The sequence below is a fragment of the Eubacterium sp. 14-2 genome, assembly GCF_000403845.2.
Taxonomy (GTDB): Bacteria; Bacillota; Clostridia; order Lachnospirales; family Lachnospiraceae; genus Petralouisia.
The window spans coordinates 1,577,184-1,601,535 of the sequence record NZ_KE159567.1; the positions used below are offsets into that span (position 1 = coordinate 1,577,184).

Annotated in this window: 20 protein-coding genes; 16 read left to right on the forward strand and 4 right to left on the reverse strand. The window is 46.1% G+C overall.

The annotated features are described in order from the left end of the window. Positions 1-27 precede the first annotated feature (27 nt). The 3 genes from C805_RS14425 to C805_RS14435 all read right to left on the reverse strand — a co-directional run bounded on the left by C805_RS14425 (position 28) and on the right by C805_RS14435 (position 6,410). Positions 28-552, reverse strand: coding sequence for a GNAT family N-acetyltransferase (locus C805_RS14425; RefSeq protein ID WP_016214608.1), 525 nt, complete (start codon positions 550-552; stop codon positions 28-30). Between the two features lie 85 nt (positions 553-637). Then, entirely contained in the window at positions 638-4,894 is a 4,257-nt protein-coding gene (locus tag C805_RS14430; protein ID WP_016214609.1) for a 2-hydroxyacyl-CoA dehydratase, read from the reverse strand. A 271-nt stretch (positions 4,895-5,165) separates the two neighbouring features. Continuing rightward, a complete protein-coding gene (locus tag C805_RS14435; protein ID WP_016214610.1) occupies positions 5,166-6,410 on the reverse strand; it encodes an MFS transporter in 1,245 nt (414 codons plus the stop codon). Positions 6,411-6,686: 276 nt separating this feature from the next. On the opposite strand from C805_RS14435, the gene C805_RS14440 reads away from it, so the two are divergent. The 5 genes from C805_RS14440 to C805_RS14460 all read left to right on the forward strand — a co-directional run bounded on the left by C805_RS14440 (position 6,687) and on the right by C805_RS14460 (position 11,579). Continuing rightward, on the forward strand, positions 6,687-7,079 hold the full coding sequence (locus C805_RS14440) for a LysM peptidoglycan-binding domain-containing protein (protein ID WP_016214611.1): 393 nt from the start codon (positions 6,687-6,689) through the stop codon (positions 7,077-7,079). 95 nt (positions 7,080-7,174) lie between these two features. Beyond that, the gene (locus tag C805_RS14445) at positions 7,175-8,014 is read left to right on the forward strand and encodes a hypothetical protein (protein ID WP_016214612.1); all 840 of its coding nucleotides are present in this window, start codon (positions 7,175-7,177) and stop codon (positions 8,012-8,014) included. Between the two features lie 39 nt (positions 8,015-8,053). Next, entirely contained in the window at positions 8,054-9,727 is a 1,674-nt protein-coding gene (locus tag C805_RS14450; protein ID WP_016214613.1) for a glutamine--tRNA ligase/YqeY domain fusion protein, read from the forward strand. A 23-nt stretch (positions 9,728-9,750) separates the two neighbouring features. Further along, complete coding sequence (locus C805_RS14455) at positions 9,751-10,605, forward strand: DUF2225 domain-containing protein (protein WP_016214614.1); 855 nt, start codon at positions 9,751-9,753, stop codon at positions 10,603-10,605. Between the two features lie 59 nt (positions 10,606-10,664). Beyond that, on the forward strand, positions 10,665-11,579 hold the full coding sequence (locus C805_RS14460; RefSeq protein WP_016214615.1) for a hypothetical protein: 915 nt from the start codon (positions 10,665-10,667) through the stop codon (positions 11,577-11,579). A gap of 102 nt (positions 11,580-11,681) precedes the next feature. Here the strand turns inward: C805_RS14460 and C805_RS14465 are convergent, their stop codons facing one another. Next, entirely contained in the window at positions 11,682-12,899 is a 1,218-nt protein-coding gene (locus C805_RS14465; protein ID WP_016214616.1) for an argininosuccinate synthase, read from the reverse strand. 317 nt (positions 12,900-13,216) lie between these two features. Between C805_RS14465 and argC the strand changes: the two genes are divergently transcribed. The 11 genes from argC (at position 13,217) to C805_RS14520 (ending at position 24,344) form a co-directional block, all read left to right on the forward strand. After that, the gene (argC, locus tag C805_RS14470; RefSeq protein ID WP_016214617.1) at positions 13,217-14,284 is read left to right on the forward strand and encodes an N-acetyl-gamma-glutamyl-phosphate reductase; all 1,068 of its coding nucleotides are present in this window, start codon (positions 13,217-13,219) and stop codon (positions 14,282-14,284) included. A 90-nt stretch (positions 14,285-14,374) separates the two neighbouring features. Continuing rightward, the gene (locus C805_RS14475) at positions 14,375-14,839 is read left to right on the forward strand and encodes a GNAT family N-acetyltransferase (RefSeq protein ID WP_016214618.1); all 465 of its coding nucleotides are present in this window, start codon (positions 14,375-14,377) and stop codon (positions 14,837-14,839) included. A gap of 49 nt (positions 14,840-14,888) precedes the next feature. Beyond that, complete coding sequence (gene argJ / locus C805_RS14480; RefSeq protein WP_016214619.1) at positions 14,889-16,112, forward strand: bifunctional glutamate N-acetyltransferase/amino-acid acetyltransferase ArgJ; 1,224 nt, start codon at positions 14,889-14,891, stop codon at positions 16,110-16,112. 12 nt (positions 16,113-16,124) lie between these two features. Then, positions 16,125-16,841 carry an Asp23/Gls24 family envelope stress response protein gene (locus tag C805_RS14485; RefSeq protein ID WP_016214620.1) on the forward strand — a complete coding sequence of 239 codons (717 nt, stop codon included), beginning with the start codon at positions 16,125-16,127 and terminating at the stop codon, positions 16,839-16,841. A gap of 89 nt (positions 16,842-16,930) precedes the next feature. Then, positions 16,931-17,833 carry an acetylglutamate kinase gene (argB, locus tag C805_RS14490; protein WP_016214621.1) on the forward strand — a complete coding sequence of 301 codons (903 nt, stop codon included), beginning with the start codon at positions 16,931-16,933 and terminating at the stop codon, positions 17,831-17,833. Positions 17,834-17,908: 75 nt separating this feature from the next. Continuing rightward, positions 17,909-19,114, forward strand: coding sequence for an aspartate aminotransferase family protein (locus C805_RS14495; RefSeq protein WP_016214622.1), 1,206 nt, complete (start codon positions 17,909-17,911; stop codon positions 19,112-19,114). A 322-nt stretch (positions 19,115-19,436) separates the two neighbouring features. Next, positions 19,437-20,813: a hemerythrin domain-containing protein gene (locus tag C805_RS14500; protein ID WP_016214623.1), complete on the forward strand. Its 1,377-nt coding sequence runs from the start codon at positions 19,437-19,439 to the stop codon at positions 20,811-20,813. A 119-nt stretch (positions 20,814-20,932) separates the two neighbouring features. Next, the gene (locus tag C805_RS14505) at positions 20,933-21,367 is read left to right on the forward strand and encodes a DMT family transporter (RefSeq protein WP_016214624.1); all 435 of its coding nucleotides are present in this window, start codon (positions 20,933-20,935) and stop codon (positions 21,365-21,367) included. A gap of 227 nt (positions 21,368-21,594) precedes the next feature. Continuing rightward, on the forward strand, positions 21,595-22,185 hold the full coding sequence (locus C805_RS14510; RefSeq protein ID WP_016214625.1) for a helix-hairpin-helix domain-containing protein: 591 nt from the start codon (positions 21,595-21,597) through the stop codon (positions 22,183-22,185). 10 nt (positions 22,186-22,195) lie between these two features. Beyond that, entirely contained in the window at positions 22,196-22,885 is a 690-nt protein-coding gene (locus C805_RS14515; protein WP_016214626.1) for a response regulator transcription factor, read from the forward strand. Between the two features lie 43 nt (positions 22,886-22,928). Next, positions 22,929-24,344, forward strand: coding sequence for a sensor histidine kinase (locus C805_RS14520; RefSeq protein ID WP_016214627.1), 1,416 nt, complete (start codon positions 22,929-22,931; stop codon positions 24,342-24,344). The last annotated feature ends 8 nt before the right edge of the window (positions 24,345-24,352 follow it).

Sequence of the window (24,352 nt, forward strand, 5' to 3'; positions counted from 1 at the left end):
CGATACCGAAAGAAGGATGACTTCACATTATGGAAAATTTTTTCTGTGTTCCCTGCGGGTTTTGGGGTCATCGGTACAGCGCTGAAAGGCAATGCGGGGCGTTTTGTCTTCCACATAAATAATGCCGCATTCCAGAAATCCGTTTTTTTGCAGCAGATGGCGCATGATGGCGTTTTGCCTGTGGGTGTCGATGCGGAGATTATGGGTAAAAGTGTCACAGAAATTCAGACATTGTTCCAGAATGCCTTTTTGTCTGCCGTTGCCGGCAATCCGGTGTATAACGCCGTAGGGGAGGTCATTCTGCCATTTTCCTTCAATTGTCCGGTAAGTGGGTTCTTCCCCCAGCAGGAAAGCAAATACGCCCACAATTTCCCCGCCGGACTCTATCAGAAACAGGCAGCCCTGCCGGATATCCTGCAAAACAGTTTCCAGGGCCGGTTTGTCGCTTCCCCACTGAGTGGGATTTCCGCTGACGGCCATCTGTTGTCTTGCATGAGCATAGAGGGAGAGAACAGAGTTAAGGTCGTCTGGTTTTGCTTTACGGATATTCATGGGAAACTCCTTTGTGTAAGTGTGCATTTTATATATTATGCCATGGAAAATCCGAAGGAGTTTTCCATGGCATAAAAAGGCAGGTTTATACTGCATTCCCCTGATCCAGATTTTTCTGGGCGGTGGAAAGCATCAGTTTAATCCGGTTGAGCTGGTTGACCTCGGAAGCTCCGGGATCATAGTCAATGGCCACAATGTTGGAAAGGGGATAGCGGTGGCGGATTTCCTTAATCACCCCTTTGCCCACCACATGGTTGGGCAGACAGCCAAAGGGCTGGGCACATACGATGTTGTTGGTGCCGGAGTGAATCAGTTCCAGCATTTCTCCGGTAAGAAACCATCCTTCTCCTGTCTGATTTCCGGTAGAAACAACAGGAGAAGCATATTTTGCCAGAGTTTCAATCCGCGCCGGCGGCTCAAAATGCCGGCTTCTTTCAAATTCCTTTCTTGCAGCGCTCCGGAGCCATTCCAGGAACCGGATACCCAGGTTGGCGTTGCGGGCAGCAGATTTTTTCTGTCCCAGCTTTTCCACCCGGAAATTCTGGTTGTAGAAGCAGTAAAGCAAAAAGTCTGTTAAATCAGGCACCACAGCCTCTGCCCCTTCTGCTTCCAGAAGTTCAACCAGATAATTGTTGGCGGCGGGCAGGAATTTTACCAGAATTTCTCCAACTACGCCTACCCTTGGTTTGCGTTCTTCCGTAAGGGGAAGCTGGTCGAAATCCCGGATAATTTCCCGGCAGTAGCGTTTGAATTTTCCATGAGAAACTATTTTGGAGCCGGAAACAAAGTCCATGCATTTCTGTTTCCATTTTTCATGGAGGGCATTTGCTGCGCCGGGCACCTGCTCGTAAGGTCTGGTACGGTACAGGCAGCGCATGAAAATATCGCCGAAAATCAGGGCATACAGGCCTTTCTGCAGCAGAGGCAGGGTAAGTTTGAAACCGGGATTGGCTTCAAGTCCGCTTAAGTTCAGGGAAATAACCGGAATGTCAGGATATCCGGCTTTTTCCAGCGCCCGGCGGATAAATCCGATATAATTGGAGGCCCGGCAGCCGCCTCCGGTCTGGGTGATGACCACAGCGGTTCTGGTCAGATCGTAATTTCCGGATAAAACGGCATCCATAATCTGTCCCACCACAATCAGGGATGGGTAACAGGCGTCGTTGTTTACATATTTCAGTCCCATGTCCACTGCGGATTTTCCGTTATTTCCCAGAACTGCCATATTGTATCCGGCAGAGCGGAAAGCAGGCTGCAGCAGCTCGAAATGGATGGGAGACATCTGGGGACAGAGGATGGTATAGTTTTTGCGCATTTCCTCTGTAAATACCACTCGATTGTAACGACAGGGCTGAATATTGCGGCATGTTTTCTGTTTTTCCCGTACCCGCAGAGCGGAAATCAGAGAGCGGATGCGGATGCGGGCGGCTCCTAAATTGTTTACCTCGTCAATCTTCAGGCAGGTGTAGATTTTTCCTGATTTTGAAAGGATGTCATTTACCTGGTCAGTGGTGACGGCGTCCAGTCCGCAGCCGAAAGAGTTCAGCTGGATTAAATCCAGGTCTTCTCTGGTTTTCACGAAATTCGCGGCGGCGTAGAGGCGGGAATGGTACATCCACTGATCCATCACCAGGAGAGGACGCTCCAGTTCCTGGAGGTGTGAGACGGAGTCTTCCGTCAGTACGGCAATACCGTAGGAGTTGATCAGTTCCGGTATACCGTGATTGATTTCCGGGTCTGTGTGATAGGGGCGTCCAGCCAGAACAATGCCTCTGCGCCCGGTTTCTTCCATATATTTCAGGGTTTCTTCCCCTTTGCGGCGGATATCTTCTCTAATGGCGTTAAGTTCCTGCCAGCCGGCGTCCACGGCAGTCTGAACTTCCCCTGGGCTGATGGAAAATTCCTGTCCAAATACCAGCTTGAGCTGTTCTGCCAGGGCTTCTCTGGAAGCAAAGGACATAAAGGGATTTAAAAACCGTACTTTTCCGGAGGTGATTTCGTCCACATTATTTTTAATATTTTCCGCATAGGAGGTGACAATGGGACAGTTAAAATGATTGTTGGAATCGGGAAATTCGTCACGCTCATAGGGAATGCAGGGGTAGAAAATAAAGTCAGCCTGGTGCTTTATCAGCCATGCCACATGGCCATGGGCCAGCTTTGCAGGATAACATTCCGATTCGCTGGGGATGGATTCAATTCCGAGTTCATAAATTTTCCGGGTGGACTGGGGGGACAGCATGGTACGGAATTTCAAAGTACGGAAAAATACCGCCCAGAAAGGATAGTTTTCGTACAGATTCAGCACTCGTGGAATGCCCACGGTGCCCCGGACTGCTTCTTTTTCCGAAAGGGGCTCGTAATCAAAAATCCGTTTGTTTTTGTATGCGTACAGATTGGGAATCTGTTCTTCGTTTTTTTCTTTTCCAAGGCCTTTTTCACAGCGGTTTCCGGTGACGAACCGGCGGTTTCCGGAAAAAAGGTTGATGGTTAAAAGGCAGTGGTTGGTACAGCCCTGGCATCTTGTCAGTCTGGTATCAACTTCAAGATGATTAATTTCCTCCAGAGAGAGCATGGTGGTGGATGGATTTTCTTCATAGCGTTCCCTTGCGATTAATGCGGCGCCGAAAGCACCCATAATTCCGGCGATGTCCGGCCGGACAGCTTCACAGCCGGATATTTTTTCAAAACTTCTGAGAACCGCGTCGTTGTAGAATGTTCCTCCCTGTACCACAATATGCTTCCCAAGGTCACTGGCATCCGATACCTTAATGACCTTGAACAGAGCATTTTTAATGACAGAGTAGGCGAGTCCGGCAGAAATGTCGGAAACTTCCGCTCCTTCCTTCTGGGCCTGTTTTACTTTGGAATTCATAAAAACGGTACAGCGGGTGCCAAGGTCAATGGGATTTCGGGCAAATAAAGCGGCCTGTGCAAAATCTTCCACAGAATAATTCAGGGATTTTGCAAAGGTTTCGATAAAAGAACCGCAGCCGGAGGAACAGGCTTCGTTGAGCTGCACGCTGTCCACGGTCTGGTTTTTGATTTTAATGCATTTCATGTCCTGGCCGCCAATGTCCAGAATACAGTCCACTTCCGGGTTGAAGAAAGCTGCTGCATAATAGTGAGCCACCGTTTCCACTTCCCCTTCATCCAGCATAAAGGCAGATTTCAGCAGAGCTTCTCCATATCCGGTGGAACAGGAATGGACAATCCGCGCGCCTTCTGGCAGCAGAGAGTAGATTTCCTGAATGGCGGAAGTGGCGGTAGCCAGAGGATTTCCGTTGTTGCTGCTGTAAAAAGAGTACAAAAGAGAGCCGTCTTCTCCCACCAGAGCCACCTTTGTGGTGGTAGAACCTGCGTCAATGCCGAGATAGCAGTTTCCCTGGCAGGTGGACAGATCTCCTGCAGCTACATGATGTCTGCTGTGACGTTTCCGGAACTGGTCATATTCTGCCTGTGTGGCAAACAGAGGCTCCATCCGTTCCACTTCAAATTCCATATGGATGTCAGAAGACAGTTTCTTTAAAATGTTTTTCAGCTCCATGGTAACTTCCGGTTTGCAGTTTAAAGCAGAACCCATGGCTGCAAACAGGTGGGAGTGATGGGGAGCGATAATATGATCCTGATCCAGTTTCAGAGTCCGGATAAAGGCCTCTTTCAGTTCCGGCAGGAAATGCAGAGGACCGCCCAGAAAGGCCACATGGCCCCGGATGGGCTTACCGCATGCCAGTCCGGAAATGGTCTGATTGACCACTGCCTGGAAAATGGAAGCAGACAGATCTTCTTTGGATGCCCCCTCATTGATTAAGGGCTGTATGTCAGATTTTGCAAATACACCGCAGCGGGCGGCAATGGGGTAAATTGCCTTATAGTCCCTGGCATAGGTGTTAAGTCCTGTGGCGTCAGTCTGGAGCAGGGAAGCCATCTGGTCGATGAAAGAGCCGGTTCCTCCGGCACAGATTCCATTCATGCGCTGTTCCACATTGCCGCCCTCAAAATAAATGATTTTGGCGTCTTCACCGCCCAGCTCAATAGCCACATCGGTCTGAGGTGCGTAGTCCTGCAGAGCGGAAGCCACCGCAATTACTTCCTGTACAAAGGGGATTTCCAGATGTTTTGCAAGAGTCAGTCCTCCGGAGCCGGTGATTACGGGAGACAGCAGAAGATTTCCAAGTTCATCCTGTGCCCTTGCCAGCAGGTCAGAGAGTGTCTCCCGGATATTTGCAAAGTGTCTCTGGTAATCTGCAAACACAATATGATTTTGAGGGTCTAATATTGTAATTTTTACGGTAGTTGAGCCAATATCAATGCCCAGCCTGTGCAATGTATGATGTTCCATATCATTTCCTCCATGTTTCAGACAGAGTAAAAATGGTAAAAATTTCTATTTCTTCCTATTATATAAGTGTTCCGAAATCGAACACCGCTTATTATACGACAGGAAATTACAAAAAACAATCTGTTTTTTTATTTTTTAATGGAATGTTTAGAATTGCTGTACCGGTTTTTGCGGCTGCCATATTCAAATATATGTCTGAAATAAAAATGAAGAACAGCGGAAAAGGAAAAGAATTCATATCATGATTTAAAGTGTTTTCTGTGTGGCTTTATCAGGTGTGTTCCCTGGTTTCATCATAAAATTTCCCTCCTGTTTTCTGAAATATTTTCCGGGTAATTCCAGCGAAAATCATACCGGAGGTACAGGTCGTAAGGCCCAGTATAAAAATGGAAAGGGCTGCGCTTGTAGTTTCTATGAAAAAGCCGTTGACGAGAGTTCCCACAGGTGTGGCCATTAACAAAATTGAGTTCAAAAATCCGAAAAACCGTCCCTGCACTTCCTGGGGAATGTATTTTTTGTAAAAAATTCCAAACTGGGTATTGCTCAGTCCGAAAAAGATTCCGGAAATAAAATAGGCTGCAATAAAATATCCGGTCTGCTGATAATAGGCCAATATTCCCATAATAACATTGAAAACGCCCATGAGTGATACAAAAATCATGGAATGGTATATCTGAAATTTCTGAAGGCCGGTCTTTTTTGCCAGAAGGCTTCCAATAACTCCGCCCAGAGGGGAAGCGGCGAATAAGATTCCTGCCAGAATCTTATCAACTTCATGATTAATCACATAAACCTGCATGGATAAAATCAGGGCTGCTCCTAATACATTGATAACAGAGGCACACAGCAGAAAGACAAGAAAGCTGTTTCTGGCAGGATGTTTTTTCAGCACTTCCGGTGAAGAATCTTTTTCTTTCTTTTTCTGATTTTCCGGGCTTTCCTTCTCGTAGCTGAGTCCGGACAGCAGAAGGAGGACAATGAGTACCACGCCCATATCTGCCAGATAAATGTTTCTGTAATTCAGTACGGAAATGAGAATTCCGGCAATGGTCGGCGATAAAATCTGCAGAATCTGTGTAGTCAGCTGCTGAAGATACACAGCATTCTCCAGATCATTCTTATCGACAATATGTACAATCAGAGAACTGGTACTCGGATTGATAATAGAAATACACAGATGCCGGAGCAGGAAGGCACCGATAATCAGGTATACGTTTTTTTCCGGTTCCTGAAACAGCAGAAAGATGATAAGTACAGAAAACAACTTCAGAACATTCCCTGATTTTATAATTTTTACTTTATTCAGTCTGTCTGAAAGGATTCCCATCACCGGGGATATGAGTACACTGGCTGACACAATGATTGAATTATATACAGATAATACGACTGCAGACCCGGTGACTTCCATAATCCATAAGGGCATTGCAAACAGTATCACTCTGTTCATGATAAAAGACAGATTGTCGCTAAGAAAAATACGTTTAAAATTGCTGTTTAACCTGCTATAACTGTTCATTTTCACACTTTCCAATTACAAATTACAGTAATTGAAATTCCTTTCCCGTTTTCAATTGTTTCATTTTGGTATACTTTAACGCCAGCACTTTCTTTGTATGGCAGTTTTATTATATCAGAGATTTAGCGCTGTTTCCATGTAATTTCAGGAGGCCTCTGCCGAAACCGCCCTGTGAGAGGCAGAAGAACAGATTCCTGTGATATGCAAAGCACCCATTTTCTCCGATGGAATATAATAGTAAAGAGATGACTGAACCAAAATGGAGGAAATAAACCTATGGCGAAAATTATTCCGATTCCAATTGGGCCAATTTACAGTGAGGGTCCCTGCCGGGGAATGGTACATGTAATCGAAAAAGGAGATACTCTGTACCGACTGGGAAAACGATATCACGTAAGTGTTGGACAGTTAATGTTTGCCAATCCCTTTGTAAATGTATACAATCTGCAGATTGGAGATGAACTCTGCATTCCAATCAGTATTCAGCCCAGAACTCCGGAGAGCAGAATGCAGGGAGAACTGATGGAAAATGAGGGAATGAACATGGCACCGGGAGGGATGGAGTCTGACCGAATGTTTCAGGAGCCCGAATTCCGGGAAACAGCGGAATATCCGGAATCCATGGAAGAAATGGAGCCGGAACAGATGAAGGCTCCGGAAGAAATATAAACTTTTTATGAAACTATGGCCCCTTTCGTTGACAAACCGGAAAGGAAAATCTATAATGAATACTTGAGTACCATATATTTGCAGAGGAGGATATTATGGGTTTTCTGAATAAAATGGAACGGAAATTTGGAAAGTATGCAATTCCTAATCTGACTTTCTGGTTGATTGGAGCCTGGATATTGGGATTTATTATTCAGTACACAATGCCGGAGGTTCAGAAAATGTTGATTTTGGAACCTGCCATGATTCTGAGGGGGCAGATATGGAGAATTGTTTCCTGGCTGCTGGTTCCGCCTCCGGTAAATATTCTGTTTTTAATCTTTTTTCTGTCCTGTTACTATTTTATTGGAATTTCTATTGAACAGGCCATTGGGACCTTTCGTTACAATGTGTATTTAATCGGCGGTATGCTGTGTTCCATTCTGGGTGCATTTCTGCTGTACGGGTTTTACTATTTTGTAAAGGGAATGGCTGTTGCCGGTATCGGATATTATTTCAGTACCGAATATATTACCATGTCTCTGTTTATGGCATTTGCAGTGATATATCCCAATGTGGAATTTCGGTTGTATTTTATCATCCCCATTAAGGCAAAATGGATGGGCATTGTGGACGCAGTCTGGATGTCATTTATGTTCCTGTCATCCAATGCGGCAGGGCGGACAGCGATTCTTGCCTCTCTGCTGAATTTTCTGATTTTCTTTTTCAGTACAAGAAATTACAAACGGGTATCGCCCAAAGAAATACATCGAAAACAGGTCTACCGTCAGCAGATGCGGCAGGCAGAAAATATTACCCGGCATAAGTGTGCCATCTGCGGCAGAACGGAGCGGGACGGAGCTGACCTTGAATTCCGGTTCTGCTCCAAATGCGACGGAAATTATGAATACTGTCAGGATCACCTGTTTACCCATCAGCACATCAGACGCAGCTGACGGGTTTGCTATATCACATTGAACTCAGGAGGAATACAGATGGAAAATGAAATCGTTTCCAGGAATTTTATTGAACAGGAAATTGAAGAGGATTTAAAGGAAGGAAATTGTGAGACGGTAAGGACACGTTTTCCACCGGAACCGAATGGTTGTCTTCATATAGGACATGCCAAATCTGTTCTGCTGAACTATGGTCTGGCACAGAAATATCATGGCAAATTTCATATGCGTTTCGACGACACGAATCCTACCAAAGAAAAAACGGAATTTGTGGAGTCCATCAAAGAGGATATCCAGTGGCTGGGAGCAGACTGGGAGGATAACCTGTTTTTTGCTTCCGACTATTTTGAACAGATGTATGAAGGGGCAGTGAAGCTGATTAAAAAGGGCAAAGCCTATGTGTCGGATCTGACGCCGGAACAGATGCGTGAGTACCGGGGAACTCTGACAGAGCCGGGCAGAGAAGATCCCAATGCAGGAAGAAGCATTGAGGAAAATCTTCAGCTTTTTGAAGACATGAAAAACGGCAAATACGAAGACGGAGCTCTGGTTCTTCGGGCAAGAATTGATATGGCTTCCCCGAATATTAATATGCGGGATCCCATTCTCTACCGGGTGGCCCATATGACCCATCACAATACCGGGGACAAATGGTGTATTTATCCCATGTACGATTTTGCCCATCCCATTGAAGACGCCATAGAAGGAATCACCCATTCCATCTGTACCCTGGAGTTTGAGGACCACAGACCCCTGTATGACTGGGTGGTACGGGAACTGGAGTATGAAAATCCTCCCAGGCAGATTGAATTTGCCAAGCTGTACCTGACAAATGTGGTAACAGGGAAACGTTATATGAAGAAACTGGTGGAAGATGAGATTGTGGATGGCTGGGATGATCCCAGAATGGTATCCATTGCAGCGCTGCGCCGGAGAGGGTTTACTCCGGAATCCATTCAGAAATTTGTGGAACTGTGCGGAGTGTCCAAAGCAAACAGTTCCGTGGATTATGCCATGCTGGAATACTGTATCCGCGAGGACCTGAAGCTGAAACGCCCGCGTATGATGGCGGTGCTGAATCCCATTAAGCTGGTGATTGACAACTATCCGGAGGGGCAGGTGGAGTATCTTAACGCAGCCAATAATCTGGAAAATGAGGAACTTGGCACCCGTCAGATTCCTTTCTGCAGAGAGCTGTATATTGAACGGGAGGATTTCATGGTGGAGCCGCCGAAAAAATATTTCCGGCTGTTTCCGGGAAATGAAGTACGGCTGATGCACGCATATTTTGTAAAATGTGAAAGTTTCGTGAAGGATGAACATGGAAATGTGACAGAGGTGCACTGTACCTATGACCCGGAGACGAAAGCGGGGAGCGGCTTTACCGGGCGGAAAGTAAAGGGAACCATTCACTGGGTTCCGGTGCCTTTTGCAAAAACATGTGAAATACGGTTATACGAAAATCTGGTGGATGAGGAAAAGGGCGTCTACAACAAAGAAGACGGAAGCCTGAATCTGAATCCGGACTCACTGACTGTTTTAAAAGAGTGTTATGTGGAACCTGCGCTGGCGGATACCAGGCCATATGACAGTTATCAGTTTGTACGACAGGGATTTTTCTGTACAGATGTAAAAGATTCCAGGCCGGATGCACTGGTGTTTAACCGAATTGTATCTTTAAAAAGTTCTTATAAGCTGCCGGTACAGAAGTAGCGGCATACAGGAGGAGAAATATTATGAGTTTGTTTTCAGGGCTGGAAAAATTCGGTTTCAAACCAGAGGATTCCAAAGAGATTCTTAAAAGTGAAAAAAAAGAAGAACATAAGGAAGAGCAGAAAAAGGAACCAGTGAAAAAGGAGATTCCTCCGGAGAAGGATTTTCTGCTGCCAAAAACCGTACACTGCAAAGTGTGTGAAAAGGATTTCAGGACAAAGGTGGTAAAGAGCGGGAAAACCAGGAGACTGCAGCCAGACCGGGATTTGCGCCCGCGGTTTCAGTATATAGATACGCTGAAATATGATGTGTTCTCCTGTCCCCACTGCGGATATTCAGCTCTGGCCCGTGACTTTGACAACATAATTCCCGCACGGACAAAATTAATTCGGGAACAGATTTCTTCCAAATTCACCCCTCAGGAGGAGCCGGAAGCAGATTTCTATACTTATGATATGGCAATCGCCCGTTATAAGCTGGCGCTTTTGAACACCACGGTGAAAAAGGGAAAGGAAAGCGAAAAAGCATACACCTGCCTGAAACTGGCATGGATTCTGCGGGGAAAAGCAGATACCCTGTCAGAGGATATACCGGAAGAGAAGGAAGCAAAGAAAAAATGTCAGGAAGAAGAAGAAGTCTTTTATCAGCAGGCATATGAGGGATTCAACAAGGCAATTTCAGAGGAAATGTATCCGATCTGCGGAATGGATGAAAACACCATGGACTATCTTCTGGCCTGCATGTCCTATCATTTTGAAAAATATGAAATGGCATCCAAATGTCTGGCAAGAGTCCTGACTTCCTCCAATGCAAGCAGGCGTCTGAAAGATATGGCGCTGGAACTTAAGGAGGATATTGTTGCCCAGCTGAAACATTAAAAACTGAAAATCTGGAAGAACATCACAATGGAGCATTCACAAATCATCGGAGGCGGAATATGAAGAGACACACAAAATTTGTAACAGCGGGAATGACGGCGGCAATGCTGACAGTTTTTTGTCTGACCGGCTGTGGTGGTCCTACAGAAGAGCAGAAACAGGCTGCAGAAAAATACAGATCAGAAGCGGAAACCTGGCTGGAGGGAAATAACTACACGAAAGCGCAGGAAGCAATGGAAAAAGCTCTGGAGCAGATACCTGAAGATGAAGAGTTACAGGCGGCTGCAGAGGAAATAAACAAAAAAGCAGAAGAGATGAAGGGTTACAATGAGACCATGGAGGCTGCCAGAGCTGCTATGGAGGCAGATGATGCCGCAGCGCTGGATGCACTGCAGGAGAGCGAGGCAGGACAGGCTCTTGTGAAGATGGCAAAAGATACCGGGAGTTATATCTATCTGCCGGAGGGAGGTACCAGCGGAACCGGAATCGGATTCTATACGTTTGACGACTGTGACTGTGACCAGTGGTATTACGGAGATTATCAGGAAGGCAGACGGGAAGGAAACGGCATCTGGTATTATGCCAGCAGCCGGACAGAAGACGGAAGCCTTTATAAAGAGGTGTACAATGGCCAGTGGAGCCAGGATGCACCCAACGGAAAAGGCCATCAGCTGATAGCACTGGGAGATACTGTAGATACAGACCAGGATTTTGATGTGGAAAACGGATTATTTTATGGTACCTATGATGTTAAGGATACGCTGGAGGATGGAACGGAGGTTACCGGGAAATACGAGCTGCAGAATGGAAAATATGTAACCATTTCTGACGAAGAACTTGAGGCAAATAATTTCGTGGTGCCGGAAGAACCCCATCTTGCCATTGCTTTTCTCTACAATGAGGCAGGAGAAATTAAGAGCTGCACCATGGTGTATACGGAAGATACAACCAGAGGTGTGAAACATTTTTATTAAATTTAATCAGTGCCCGGCAGGGCCTTTCATGAGTAAAAAAGAATCCCCTTTTCCCGTACAACCGGGAAAAGGGGATTTTTATTGCTGTACATTTTTGTTTTCTTACTGTTTTTCCAGTTCCGCCATCTTCATGGCACGGACTTTCAGGGGCAGGCCGAATAATGTGATAAAGCCTTCTGCGTCATGGTGGTCGTACAGATCACCGGTGGTAAAGCTGGCCAGAGATTCACTGTACAGAGAGTAGGGGGAAGTGGTTCCGGCTTTGATGATATTTCCTTTGTAAAGCCTGAATTTTACTTCACCTGTTACATATTTCTGGGTAGAGGTTACAAAAGCCTGTACTGCTTCCCTGAGCGGGGTGAACCATTTTCCTTCATATACAATCTGAGCCATCCGGTTGCCCATGTCTTTCTTTACTTCCATGGTGGCACGATCCAGTACCAGTTCCTCTAACTGTTGCTGCGCTTCCATCAGAATGGTTCCGCCGGGGGTTTCATAAACGCCGCGGGATTTCATGCCCACCACGCGGTTTTCCACAATGTCAATAATACCAATACCATGTTTTCCGCCCAGACGGTTTAATTCACGGATAATGTCAGCCACTTTCATTTCTTTTCCGTTGATGGTTTTGGGAATACCGGACTCAAAAGTCATGGTAACATACTCCCCTTCGTCAGGAGCCTGTTCCGGAGATACGCCAAGAACCAGAAGATGGTCATAATTCGGCTCGCAGGCAGGATCTTCCAGTTCCAGTCCTTCATGGCTGATATGCCACAGGTTCCGGTCCCTGCTGTAACTGCTGTCTGCAGAGAAAGGCAGGTCGATGCCGTGGGCCTTGCAGTATGCAATCTCTTCTTCACGAGACTGCATATCCCATTTGTCGCTTCTCCATGCGGCAATGATTTTCAAATCGGGAGCCAGTGCTTTGATACCCAGCTCAAAACGAATCTGGTCGTTTCCTTTTCCGGTAGCTCCGTGGCAGATTGCGGTAGCGCCTTCTTTTCTGGCAATTTCCACCAGACGCTTTGCGATACCCGGGCGCGCCATGGAAGTTCCCAGCAGATATTTGTTCTCATAAACTGCGCCTGCCTGTACACAGGGAATAATGTATTCTTCTGCAAATTCGTCTGTGATGTCTTCAATATATAATCTGGAAGCGCCGGACAATTTTGCCCGTTCTTCCAGCCCGTCCAGCTCTTCTTCCTGTCCGCAGTCGATACAGCAGCAGATTACCTCATAATCATAATTTTCCTTTAACCATGGAATGATGGCGGTGGTGTCAAGTCCACCGGAATAGGCTAAAATTACTTTTTCTTTCATTACCTGTCCTCCATTGTATTAAATTGCTTATTGCTTTCCCGGACATTATATACTAACAGGGACAAAATAGCAAGTGAAAAAATATGCATAATTAAATTATAAAAATGCAATAATGTTACGGAAAATGATCTGAGGATACGTTGATAAGGGAAAGATATTCATTATTATAAAAAAGTATTGCATAAAACATGAAATATATGTATAATTATGCAATATCAGAAAAAAGGGCTTTACGAATCGGAAAAGATATATTATTATGAAAGCTGACGTCTCCATCTGTCAGAATGGAGTTTACAGGGAAAGAGAGGAACAAATCAATGATAAAAGCAGGAATTATCGGAGCCACAGGGTATGCCGGGGCAGAACTGGTACGAATTCTCCTTGGACATAAAGAAGTGGAAATCAAATGGTATGGCTCCAGAAGCTACATAGATGAAAAATATGCCAGAGTGTACGGAAATATGTTTCAGTTGGTGGAAGACACCTGCCTGGATGACAATATAGAGACGCTGGCGAAGGAGGTTGACGTGATTTTTACTGCCACTCCCCAGGGATTTCTGGCAGGGGTTCTGACAGAAGAAATTCTGCAGAACACAAAAGTGGTGGATTTAAGTGCAGATTACCGCCTGAAGGATGTGTCAGTATACGAAAAATGGTATAAAATACAGCATAAAAGTCCTGAATTTCTGGAGGAAGCGGTGTACGGCCTGTGTGAAATCAACCGGGAAAAGGTAAAACAGGCAAGACTGGTGGCAAATCCCGGCTGTTATACCACCTGCTCCATTCTGACAGCATGGCCGCTGGTAAAAGAAGGGCTGATAGCTCCGAATACCCTGATTGTGGACGCCAAATCGGGAACTTCCGGAGCCGGGCGCGGTGCGAAGCTGCCAAATCTGTTCTGCGAGGTAAATGAAAATATCAAAGCATACGGAGTGTCCACCCACCGCCATACGCCGGAAATCGAAGAGCAGCTTGGCTATGGGGCAGGCAGTCAGGTCACCATCAATTTTACTCCCCATCTGATTCCCATGAACCGGGGAATCCTGGCAACGGAGTATGCATCTCTGAAAAAAGTCAGACAGAAAGACGGAAGCATGGGGCTGCCCGATTATGAACAGATAAAAGAAGTATATGACAGATATTATAAGCATGAATATTTTGTCCGGGTACTGGAAAAAGGGGTGTATCCGGAAACCAGATGGGTGGAAGGAAGCAACTTTGTGGATATCAGCTTTCAGATTGATGAGCGAACCGGAAGGATTATTATGATGGGAGCCATTGACAATCTGGTGAAAGGCGCGGCGGGACAGGCAGTGCAGAATATGAACCTGATGTTTGGATTTCCGGAACAGGAAGGACTTGAACTGGTACCCATGTTCCCGTAAAGAAAAGCGCGTTGCATGGAGTGAAAATCAGTGCAGCGGACAGCATAATTTTGCAGTTTACAGTCAGAACGGGGAAAAACAGGAAGAAAAATGGAAAAAAATAATCAGAAAATCGTTATCCGGCCCATGACGGAGGATGACTATACAAAGGTATACGAGCTGTGGAAAACCATCAGAGGATTCGGTATCCGCAGTATGGACGACTCCAGAGAAGGGGTAGGACGGTTTATCCGCAGGAATCCCTCTACCAGCATGGTGGCAGAAGCAGAGGGGGAAATTGTGGGAGCCATTCTCTGCGGCCACGACGGCAGACGGGGCTGTTTCTATCATGTATGCGTCCGGGAAGACTGCCGGAAGCGGGGCATAGGAAAATCCATGGCTGTGCAGGCCATGAAGGCATTGCAGGAAGAACAGATTAACAAAGTCTGTCTGATTGCATTTAAGAAAAATGAGGTGGGAAATTCTTTCTGGAAAAGTGTGGGCTGGACTTTCCGGGAAGATTTGAATTACTATGATTTTGTACTGAACGACGAAAATATTACCACATTTCAATAAGGACTCAGACCGGCAGGCTGCCGGGAGTCCGGGGCAGGGAGGAAAGCGTATGGAAATAATCACAGGCGGAGTAACCGCACCAAAAGGATTTCAGGCGGCGGCCGCAGCGGCGGGAATCAGGTACCAGGACAGAATGGATATGGCCATGATTGTCAGTGAAACGGACGCAGTGGCTGCAGGAACTTTTACCACAAATGTGGTACAGGCGGCTCCGGTAAAATGGGACAGAAAAATCGTTGCGGAGAAAGCATGTGCCAGAGCAGTGGTAATCAATGCGGGGATTGCCAATGCATGTACCGGGGCAGAAGGTATGGAATACTGCCGGAAGACAGCAGAAGCTGTGGAACAGGTTCTTAATATTCCCGCCAGCCAGGTTCTGGTGGCTTCCACCGGAGTGATCGGAATGCAGCTTCCCATGGATAAGCTGTCAGCCGGAGTGGAGGCAATGGCGACGAAATTAAATGGTTCCGCGGAAAACGGCCATCAGGCGTCCTGTGCCATTATGACCACCGATACCAGAGCCAAGGAAGCGGCGGTGACCTTTGAAGTGAATGGAAAAACAGTAACCATGGGAGGCATGTGTAAAGGCTCCGGAATGATTCATCCCAATATGTGCACCATGCTGAGTTTTGTGACCACAGACCTGGCTATTTCCAGAGAACTGCTGCAGGAAGCACTGAAGGAAGATGTGCAGGATACCTATAACATGGTTTCTGTAGACGGAGACACCTCTACCAACGACACGGTACTCCTTCTTGCCAACGGTATGGCCGGAAATTCTGAAATCACCGAAAAAGATGAAAATTACCGGAAATTTAAAGAGGCGCTGAATTATATCAATACCACCCTTGCAAAAAAAATGGCAGGAGACGGGGAGGGTGCAACTGCCTTATTTGAAACCAGGGTCATACATGCAGATACAAAGGAACATGCAAAAATCCTTGCAAAGTCCGTTATCTGTTCTTCTCTGACAAAAGCGGCTATTTATGGCCATGACGCCAACTGGGGCAGAATTCTGTGTGCTCTGGGCTATTCCGGAGTGAAATTTGACCCGGAAACCATAGAGCTGTTTTTTGAGAGTAAATCCGGCCGCATTCAGATTTACAAAAATGGCGTGGCGACGGATTACAGTGAGGAAGAAGCTACAAAAATTCTGTCTGAGGAAGAAGTGACGGTTCTGGCAGATATGAAGATGGGAGAAGCAGAAGCCTGCGCCTGGGGCTGCGATCTGACTTATGATTATGTAAAGATCAATGCGGATTACCGTTCCTGACAGGAAATCATTATGAGAGTATTAAGAGGAATCCTTCGCGTACTGGCAGCAGTTTTATGCATTCTGCTCATCTTTTTTGTGGTACTGCCTGTGGTAGAGGCAGGATATCAGTGGTATTACGGTGCAGACAGCATTTATCTGCTTACCGGAACCGGGCTTCCTGTTGCATTATCGTTGATTCTGTTTGCAGTGTTTCTCTGGCTGTTTAGCCAGGCAGGGCTGAAAGGATATTTTGAAGAAGAAAACGGAGAAGGAATCAAAGCTGATTTTTCCGGAAAGAAGAAATGCGCGGCCGGACTGCTGGCGGTCTTTCTCACCATAGCCGGAATTATTGGAAGTATGTGCTGGTTTCAGCGTTTTACACTGGAAGGCGTAGAATACCATTGTTTTTTCCATCAGAAAGAATATACCTGGCAGGATGTGAAATCTTTTATCCTGAAATCAGATTCCCACGGTGTTTTGATGTTTGAGTTTCAAATGGAGGATGGTGCAAAACATTCATTCAATGGGGGAATGTTGTGGTGTATGGAGTATTTCAGCAGTGGGTTTGAACAACAGTTTCCGGAGGAGGTGTATGATTATGCCCGATGGCTTGGACGGGAACTGGGCAGCCGGAGGATACCCATGGAAGTAAAAGGCGGCTGGGATGATCTGATGGAAGAACTGGAATACGATTCCTGGAAAGTGTTGGCAGAGGACGTTTGGCAATGTTATGAGAATGCCAGGTGAAAGAGAATGATAAAATAACAGTCTCGTAAAAGGGATAAGAGAACAAAGCGGCAGAAAAGATTTGGAAACTGTCGTAGGAGGAAGAAAGAATGGAAGATAAAAATATGCAGGAAATCCTGCAGAAAGCAGAGGTACTGATTGAGGCTCTGCCCTATATCCAGAGGTTTAACCGCAAAATTATTGTGGTAAAATACGGTGGCAGCGCCATGGTGGATGAGGAATTGAAAAAAAGTGTAATTCAGGATGTAACACTGTTAAAGCTGGTGGGATTTAAACCCATCATTGTCCATGGGGGCGGAAAGGAAATCAGCAAATGGGTGGAAAAATCCGGTATGGAGCCGGAATTTGTAAATGGCCTGCGCAAAACCGACGCAGCCACCATGGAAATTGCGGAAATGGTTCTGGGAAGGGTCAATAAATCACTGGTGCAGATGGTACAGGAGCTGGGCGTCAACGCCATTGGCATCAGCGGAAAGGACGGAGGGCTCCTGAAAGTGGATAAAAAATATTCCCAGGGCCAGGATATCGGTTTTGTGGGCGACGTGAAAGAGGTAAATCCCAAAGTGCTGTCTGATCTGCTGGAAAAAGATTTTCTCCCTATTGTGTGCCCCATTGGCCTGGGAGACGCCTTTGACACCTATAATATCAATGCGGACGATGCAGCCTGCGCCATTGCAAGAGCGGTAAATGCGGAAAAACTGGCATTTCTGACGGATATTGAAGGGGTATATAGAGATCCCGAAGACAAATCTACCCTGATTTCCGAGTTATCTGTTTCCGAGGCCCGGGAACTGATTGGCGACGGATTTATTGGAGGCGGAATGCTGCCCAAACTGAATAACTGTATTGACGCTATTGAAAACGGAGTGTCAAGAGTGCATATTCTGGATGGACGGATTCCCCATTGCCTGCTGCTGGAAATCTTTACAAACCGTGGAATCGGAACTGCCATTCTGGGAGACAGTGAGGAACGGTTTTACTGTAAAGGCTGAGAAGCAGTCGGGAATCTGTGACAGGGCAGGCAAAATATGCTGCCAGTGTATGGAAATGGAAAAGGAGAAAATAAGATGGAAGCAAATGCATGGATAGACCAGGCGGAACATGCAATTTTACATACCTATAACCGTTATCAGATTATACTGGAGCGGGGAGAAGGACTTTATCTCTATGACACAGAAGGAAAAAAATATCTGGACTTTGCGGCAGGAATCGGAGTGCAGGCCCTGGGATATGGGAACAGTGAATACAATGCTGCCCTGAAAAAGCAGATAGACAGGCTGCTCCACACTTCAAACCTGTATTATAACCAGCCCATCATAGAAGCGGCAGAAAAACTCTGTGAGGTTTCCGGCATGGAGCGGGTATTTTTTACCAACAGCGGAACTGAGGCAATAGAAGGAGCCATAAAAGCGGCCAAAAAATATGCTTACGAAAAAGACGGTACTACAGACCATGAGATTATTGCCATGGAGCATTCGTTCCATGGAAGGAGCCTCGGGGCGTTGGCTGTAACAGGAAATGCTCATTACCGGGAGCCTTTTGAGCCTCTGCCCGGCATTGTAAAATTTGCAGAATATAATAATCCGGACAGCGTGGCTGCGCTGATAAATGAGAAAACCTGTGCTGTGATTATGGAAACGGTACAGGGGGAGGGCGGTATTTATCCTGCGGCAAAGGAATTTTTAGCGGGAGTAAAAGAGATTTGTGAAGCCCGTGATATTCTGCTGATTCTGGATGAAATTCAGTGCGGTATGGGAAGAAGCGGCCAGATGTTTGCGTGGCAGAATTACGGCGTTAAGCCGGACATTATGACATGTGCAAAGGCACTGGGCTGCGGTGTTCCGGTGGGAGCTTTTCTGGTGACGGAAAAAGTGGCCTGTGCTTCCCTGAAACCGGGAGACCATGGCACCACCTATGGAGGCAACCCCTTTGCAGGCGCGGCTGTCAGTAAAGTGCTGGATATTTTTAAGGAGCAGAATATTACCGGCCATGTGCAGAAAATTTCCGGTTATCTGGAAGAACAGCTGGAACAGGTGAAAAAAGATTACGGATTTGTGAAGGCAAGACGGGGGCTGGGCCTGCTGCAGGGCCTGGAGCTGGAGCCCCGGGTGCCGGCAGGAGAAGTCAGCAAAAAAGCTCTGGAACAGGGCCTGATTCTCATTACCGCAGGAAATAATGTGCTGCGGTTTGTGCCGCCGCTTGTGATTGAAAGAAAACATGTGGATGAGATGAAAGAGATTCTGAGAGGGATTTTTGATTCATACGCGGACTGAATGTAAACGTGCTGTTACTGTTTTTCCATAGTTTAACCTCCTGTTTCTGGTTCAGACAGTTTCGGACAGCCAGGCCGGGCAGTTCACGTATAAAAATAACCATATGCCTCAGATGTTTCAGTGGAATGTTTTTTTCAGTATAATGTATATCAGATGGTTTTTCAATCAGATTTGGATCTGGTCTGTGAAAAAAAGGGGAAAAAATTTCCCGAAAAATCAGGAAAAGGTAGTGACATATATGGAAACATTTTGTATAATGCAAACATATGGTTTTGCTAACAGTAAAAACTGAAAGATAACATGATACAAAAGGAGGATAGTAATGGGGAATCAGTTAGAATGGCAGGATCGGTTTAATATAGGAGTGGAAGTTATTGACAGGGAACACAGGAAGCTGTTCAGTATTTTGCGAAAACTCCTTGCTGACAGAAATAAAGATGAGAGAAGTAAGTGGGTCTGTCAGGAGGGAATCAAATATTTTAAGGAACATGCCATGAAGCATTTTGCAGAGGAAGAGGTTTATATGGCATCCATCAGCTACGCGGGGTTCGATACACACAGACGGGTGCACGATAATTTTCGGAAAAAAACGCTTCCGGCTTTGGAGAAAGAGCTGAATCAGTCGGATTATTCTCCGGAGGCAATGAATCATTTTCTCGGCGTCTGCGCCGGCTGGCTGATTGGCCACACACTGACGGAGGATCGGGCCATTACAGGAAAAGTTGTGAGCAGGTGGGGCAGTCTTTTGCCGGAAGAAGAACAGGCAGCCATGCGGCAGATGATTCTTCAGCTTCTGGAAGATATGTTCCAGCTGAAAGCACGGGTGGTCAGCGAATGTTACGGTGGAGAAAAGTTTGGAAAAGGGATTTATTACCGAATGGTTTATGGTGCCAGCCAGCAGGAAAAATGGGAAATCATTCTGGTGTTTGAAGAAAAACTTCTTGTTAATACCATCGGACGCATGTTGGGAGACCAGTCGGAAGAACTGAACGTTATGATGGTGAACGCTGCCAGATTTACAGCTCAGCGGTTTGCCAGCCGTATCGGAGAGATGTTTATATCTTCGGACGGATATGAGATGAGAGAAGAAAATCTGCTGAGTTTTGAACAGTTTCAGAAAAGGTTTGAAGGTCAGAAACCTCAGTTCAGCCTGCTGTTTGATACAGGGGAAGGATATTTTGCGTTCTGTGCCATTGCACCTCATCTGGTTCCGGAACAGAATAAGGGTTCCGAAAAAAATGAAACTGCCATTAAAGCAGAGAATGCAATGACAGAGGTGAAAAAGTATCTGGATAAGAGCCACGAGAATCAGAAACAGGCCAGCAGTAAGAAGAAAATTCTGGTGGTGGATGATTCAGATTTTATGCGGCAGACCCTGAAAGAACTTCTGGGGAATGATTATGAGGTTACAGAGAGCAATTCCGGGCTGGGGGCAATCAGAGGCATTACATTAAGCCGGCCGGATCTGGTTATTCTGGATTATGAGATGCCTGTCTGTGATGGCAGCCAGGTGCTGGAAATGATTCGTTCTGAGAAGGAATTTGCAGACATCCCGGTTATGTTTTTAACCAGCAGAGTGGATAAAGAAAGCGTTCAGAAGGTAATCCCTCTGAAACCATCGGGCTATCTTTTAAAAACGCTGCCCCCTGAGAAGATAAAAAAAGAAATTGATGATTATTTCAGAAAGAAAAGCAGGTAACAGAGTGTCGGATATCTGGAAATCAGAAGTCGGGCCGGAATGTTTTACCTGTGATTCGGTATAAAAATTCCAGTTATGGTATATCCTACATAAAAACAGAGGTGTCAGGAGGAAAAACCATGATTGGAATTTTTATTGCCCTGTTGTCAGGAGCATTGATGAGTGTTCAGGGAGTATTTAATACAGGAGTAACGAAAGGAACCAGCATGTGGGTCAGCAACAGCTGGGTACAGTTTTCAGCCCTGATGATCTGCCTGGTGGGCTGGTTCTTTACAGACAGGAGCAGCTTCGGGGGGATTTTGCAGATACAGCCGAAATATATGCTTCTGGGAGGAGTTATCGGTGCATTCATTACCTATACGGTAATTAAAAGTATGGATACTCTGGGACCGGCTCAGGCAGTGATGTTAATTGTGGCAGCACAGCTGGCTGTGGCATATCTGATTGAACTGTTCGGGCTGTTTGGTGTGGATAAACAGCCTTTTGCATGGCGCAGAGTGATAGGCATGGCAGTCTGCATTGGAGGAATTATTCTGTTTAAGTGGGAATCCTGAGAAAGGTTCATTCATATAGACAGGATTTTTCAGTTCCGGGCAATGGTGAGCTGTTGAAAAAAATTCAATATTTTTGAAATACTCTTGTAATAATTCGTAAATTTCGTTACAATATAAAAGATTCGTGAATAAGACTTTTCTCTGTATTTTTTATTCGGCAGGGGCAGACAGGCCGCTGCAGTGAAAGACATCTGTAACTGTGAAATCAGAAGAGAATGGAGAAAAGTATGAAACAGAAAATCATTTATGCTGTAACTATACTGTTTCTGCTGACCGGAGCAGGGGGCTGCCAGGGCAGGCAGGAAGAAGAACTTTTGCTGACCGGGCAGGAGGAAGCGTTTTCGGAGGGAATTTCCGGACCGGAAGAAACATCCGAAGAAGCAGTACAGGAAAATCCGGTGATTTATGTGCAGGTAAGCGGTGCGGTGGCAAAGCCCGGCGTCTATGAACTGAAAGCGGGCAGCCGCATCTTTCAGGCCGTAGAACTGGCAGGAGGAATTACGGAAGAGGCAGATACGAAAAACCTGAATCAGGCCGGGATTCTGGAAGACGGACAGATGGTGTATATTCCGGACGCAGAGGAAGCGGCTCAGGGCCTGCCTGTGGAACCTGGGCAGGAGGATGGCAGAATTAATCTGAATACTGCCACAGAGACAGAGCTGATGACGCTGCCGGGAATCGGTGCGGCAAAGGCCAGAAGTATTCTGGCCTTCAGGGAAGCCAACGGCAGTTTTCAGTGTACAGAAGATTTGATGAAAATAGAAGGAATCAAAGATGGTGTATTTTCCAGGATAAAGGACAGCATCAGGGTTGATTGAGGTGTAAAATATGGCAAAGAAAGTTCTTGTAGTGGATGATGAAAAGTTAATCGTAAAAGGAATCCGTTTCAGTCTGGAGCAGGACGGCATGGAAGTGGACTGTGCTTACGATGGCGAGGAAGCGCTGAAGCTGGCTACGGAAAACAGTTATGATATGATTTTACTGGATCTTATGCTGCCGAAAATGGATGGATTCGAGGTATGTCAGCACATACGGGAATTTTCTTCTGTGCCCATTGTGATGCTCACAGCCAAAGGCGACGATATGGATAAAATTCTGGGGCTGGAATATGGAGCTGATGACTACATAACAAAGCCCTTCAATATCCTGGAAGTAAAAGCCAGGATTAAGGCTATTATGAGAAGGACTTCTCCTCATCAGTCAGAAAAAGCAGATTCCAGGCTGGTGGAGCATGGGGATTTGAAGCTGGACGGGGAAAGCAGGCGGCTGTTTATTCTGGGAAAAGAAATCAACGTGACAGCCAGAGAATTTGATTTACTGGAACTGCTGGTACTGAATCCCAATAAAGTGTACAGCCGGGAGAAACTGCTGAACCTGGTATGGGGCAGCGATTATCCGGGAGATGTGCGCACCGTGGACGTTCATGTGCGGCGGCTGCGGGAAAAAATAGAGAGTAATCCCAGTGAACCGAAATATGTACACACAAAATGGGGCGTGGGATATTATTATCAGGGTTAGCACAGTAAAAGTTGATTTTGCTGCGTAATCATAAGGAACAGAGATGAAAAAACTGAAATTTTTACACAGTCTGAAATTTCGGCTGTTTTTGCTGATGGCATTGACTGGCATTATTCCCAATGTGGTGCTGCGGGCGGGAATTCTTGCCAGCTATGAGAATCGGGCGGTATCCAACCGCAGCATTGACGTACTGGGTCAGGCCAGGATGCTGAGTAATCAGGTGGTTACATACGATTATATAAAAGATACTTCTGTGGAAATCATCAATGCACAGCTTGAGATGCTGTCTAATATCTATGATGGCAGAATTCTGATTATCAACAGTGGTTTTCAGATTGTAAAGGACACCTATGGGCTTGATACCGGGAAAACCATTATATCCGAGGAAGTGGTAAAGAGTTTTCAGGGAGAGGAAATCACCAAATATGATTCTCGAAACCGTTATATTGAACTGGCCATTCCGCTGAAAAAAGCAGAATCTGAAAAGAACCAGGGAGTCATGCTTGTGAGCGTGTCCACAGACAGCATTCTGCTGAATTATGATTATCTGAAGGACAATGCCATGATTATAGAGCTGGCAAATCTGGTGGTGATCCTGGGGCTTGCTCTGTTCTGGTCCGGTCGTCTGGTGCGTCCTTTTGGCAGACTGACCAAATATCTGGAAGAAGTGCAGACAGAGGACGAGGAAAATCTGATGATTTCCGACTATACGGAAACAGAGGCTATTTCCAACGCCTTTAATGAAATATGGAGCAGGATGCGGGTAATTGACGATTCCAGACAGGAGTTTGTTTCGAATGTGTCCCATGAGCTGAAAACGCCTCTTACTTCCATGAAAGTGCTGGCAGATTCTCTGCTGTCTCAGGGGGACGCCCCTGTGGAGCTGTACAGGGAATTCATGGGGGACATTGCGGAGGAAATCGAACGGGAGAATAAAATAATCAATGATCTGCTTTCACTGGTAAAAATGGATAAGGCAGCGGGAACCCTGAACGTTTCTGTGGTAAATATCAATGATTTGCTGGAGATGATTATGAAACGTCTGCGCCCCATTGCAGAGAAGAAGAATATTGAACTGGTACTGGAAAGTTTTCGCCCCGTGAGCGCGGAAGTGGATGAGGTGAAACTCTCCCTTGCCCTTAACAATCTGGTGGAAAACGCTGTCAAATACAATAAACCGGAGGGGTGGGTGCATGTCTCTTTAAATGCAGATCACAAATATTTCTTTGTCCGGGTGGAGGATTCCGGAATTGGGATACCGGAAGAAGCACTGGAACACATTTATGAACGGTTTTTCCGGGCGGATAAATCTCATTCCAGAGAAATCGGGGGAACGGGTCTTGGCCTTGCTATCACAAGAAATGCAGTTCTCATGCACCGCGGCGCCATAAAGGCCCACAGCAAAGAAGGAGAAGGCACGATTTTTACAGTCCGTATTCCATTGATGTATATTGTGTAGGAGGCTGG

Coding starts and splice junctions, on each gene's coding strand:
- C805_RS14500 (WP_016214623.1), top strand. CDS start 19,437: ATGGGGAATCAGTTAGAATGGCAGGATCGGTTTAATATAGGAGTGGAA.
- C805_RS14505 (WP_016214624.1), top strand. CDS start 20,933: ATGATTGGAATTTTTATTGCCCTGTTGTCAGGAGCATTGATGAGTGTT.
- argB (WP_016214621.1), top strand. CDS start 16,931: ATGGAAGATAAAAATATGCAGGAAATCCTGCAGAAAGCAGAGGTACTG.
- C805_RS14515 (WP_016214626.1), top strand. CDS start 22,196: ATGGCAAAGAAAGTTCTTGTAGTGGATGATGAAAAGTTAATCGTAAAA.
- C805_RS14495 (WP_016214622.1), top strand. CDS start 17,909: ATGGAAGCAAATGCATGGATAGACCAGGCGGAACATGCAATTTTACAT.
- C805_RS14440 (WP_016214611.1), top strand. CDS start 6,687: ATGGCGAAAATTATTCCGATTCCAATTGGGCCAATTTACAGTGAGGGT.
- C805_RS14520 (WP_016214627.1), top strand. CDS start 22,929: ATGAAAAAACTGAAATTTTTACACAGTCTGAAATTTCGGCTGTTTTTG.
- C805_RS14465 (WP_016214616.1), bottom strand. CDS start 12,899: ATGAAAGAAAAAGTAATTTTAGCCTATTCCGGTGGACTTGACACCACC.
- C805_RS14450 (WP_016214613.1), top strand. CDS start 8,054: ATGGAAAATGAAATCGTTTCCAGGAATTTTATTGAACAGGAAATTGAA.
- C805_RS14425 (WP_016214608.1), bottom strand. CDS start 552: ATGAATATCCGTAAAGCAAAACCAGACGACCTTAACTCTGTTCTCTCC.
- C805_RS14475 (WP_016214618.1), top strand. CDS start 14,375: ATGGAAAAAAATAATCAGAAAATCGTTATCCGGCCCATGACGGAGGAT.
- argC (WP_016214617.1), top strand. CDS start 13,217: ATGATAAAAGCAGGAATTATCGGAGCCACAGGGTATGCCGGGGCAGAA.
- C805_RS14460 (WP_016214615.1), top strand. CDS start 10,665: ATGAAGAGACACACAAAATTTGTAACAGCGGGAATGACGGCGGCAATG.
- C805_RS14455 (WP_016214614.1), top strand. CDS start 9,751: ATGAGTTTGTTTTCAGGGCTGGAAAAATTCGGTTTCAAACCAGAGGAT.
- C805_RS14435 (WP_016214610.1), bottom strand. CDS start 6,410: ATGAACAGTTATAGCAGGTTAAACAGCAATTTTAAACGTATTTTTCTT.
- C805_RS14485 (WP_016214620.1), top strand. CDS start 16,125: ATGAGAGTATTAAGAGGAATCCTTCGCGTACTGGCAGCAGTTTTATGC.
- argJ (WP_016214619.1), top strand. CDS start 14,889: ATGGAAATAATCACAGGCGGAGTAACCGCACCAAAAGGATTTCAGGCG.
- C805_RS14430 (WP_016214609.1), bottom strand. CDS start 4,894: ATGGAACATCATACATTGCACAGGCTGGGCATTGATATTGGCTCAACT.
- C805_RS14510 (WP_016214625.1), top strand. CDS start 21,595: ATGAAACAGAAAATCATTTATGCTGTAACTATACTGTTTCTGCTGACC.
- C805_RS14445 (WP_016214612.1), top strand. CDS start 7,175: ATGGGTTTTCTGAATAAAATGGAACGGAAATTTGGAAAGTATGCAATT.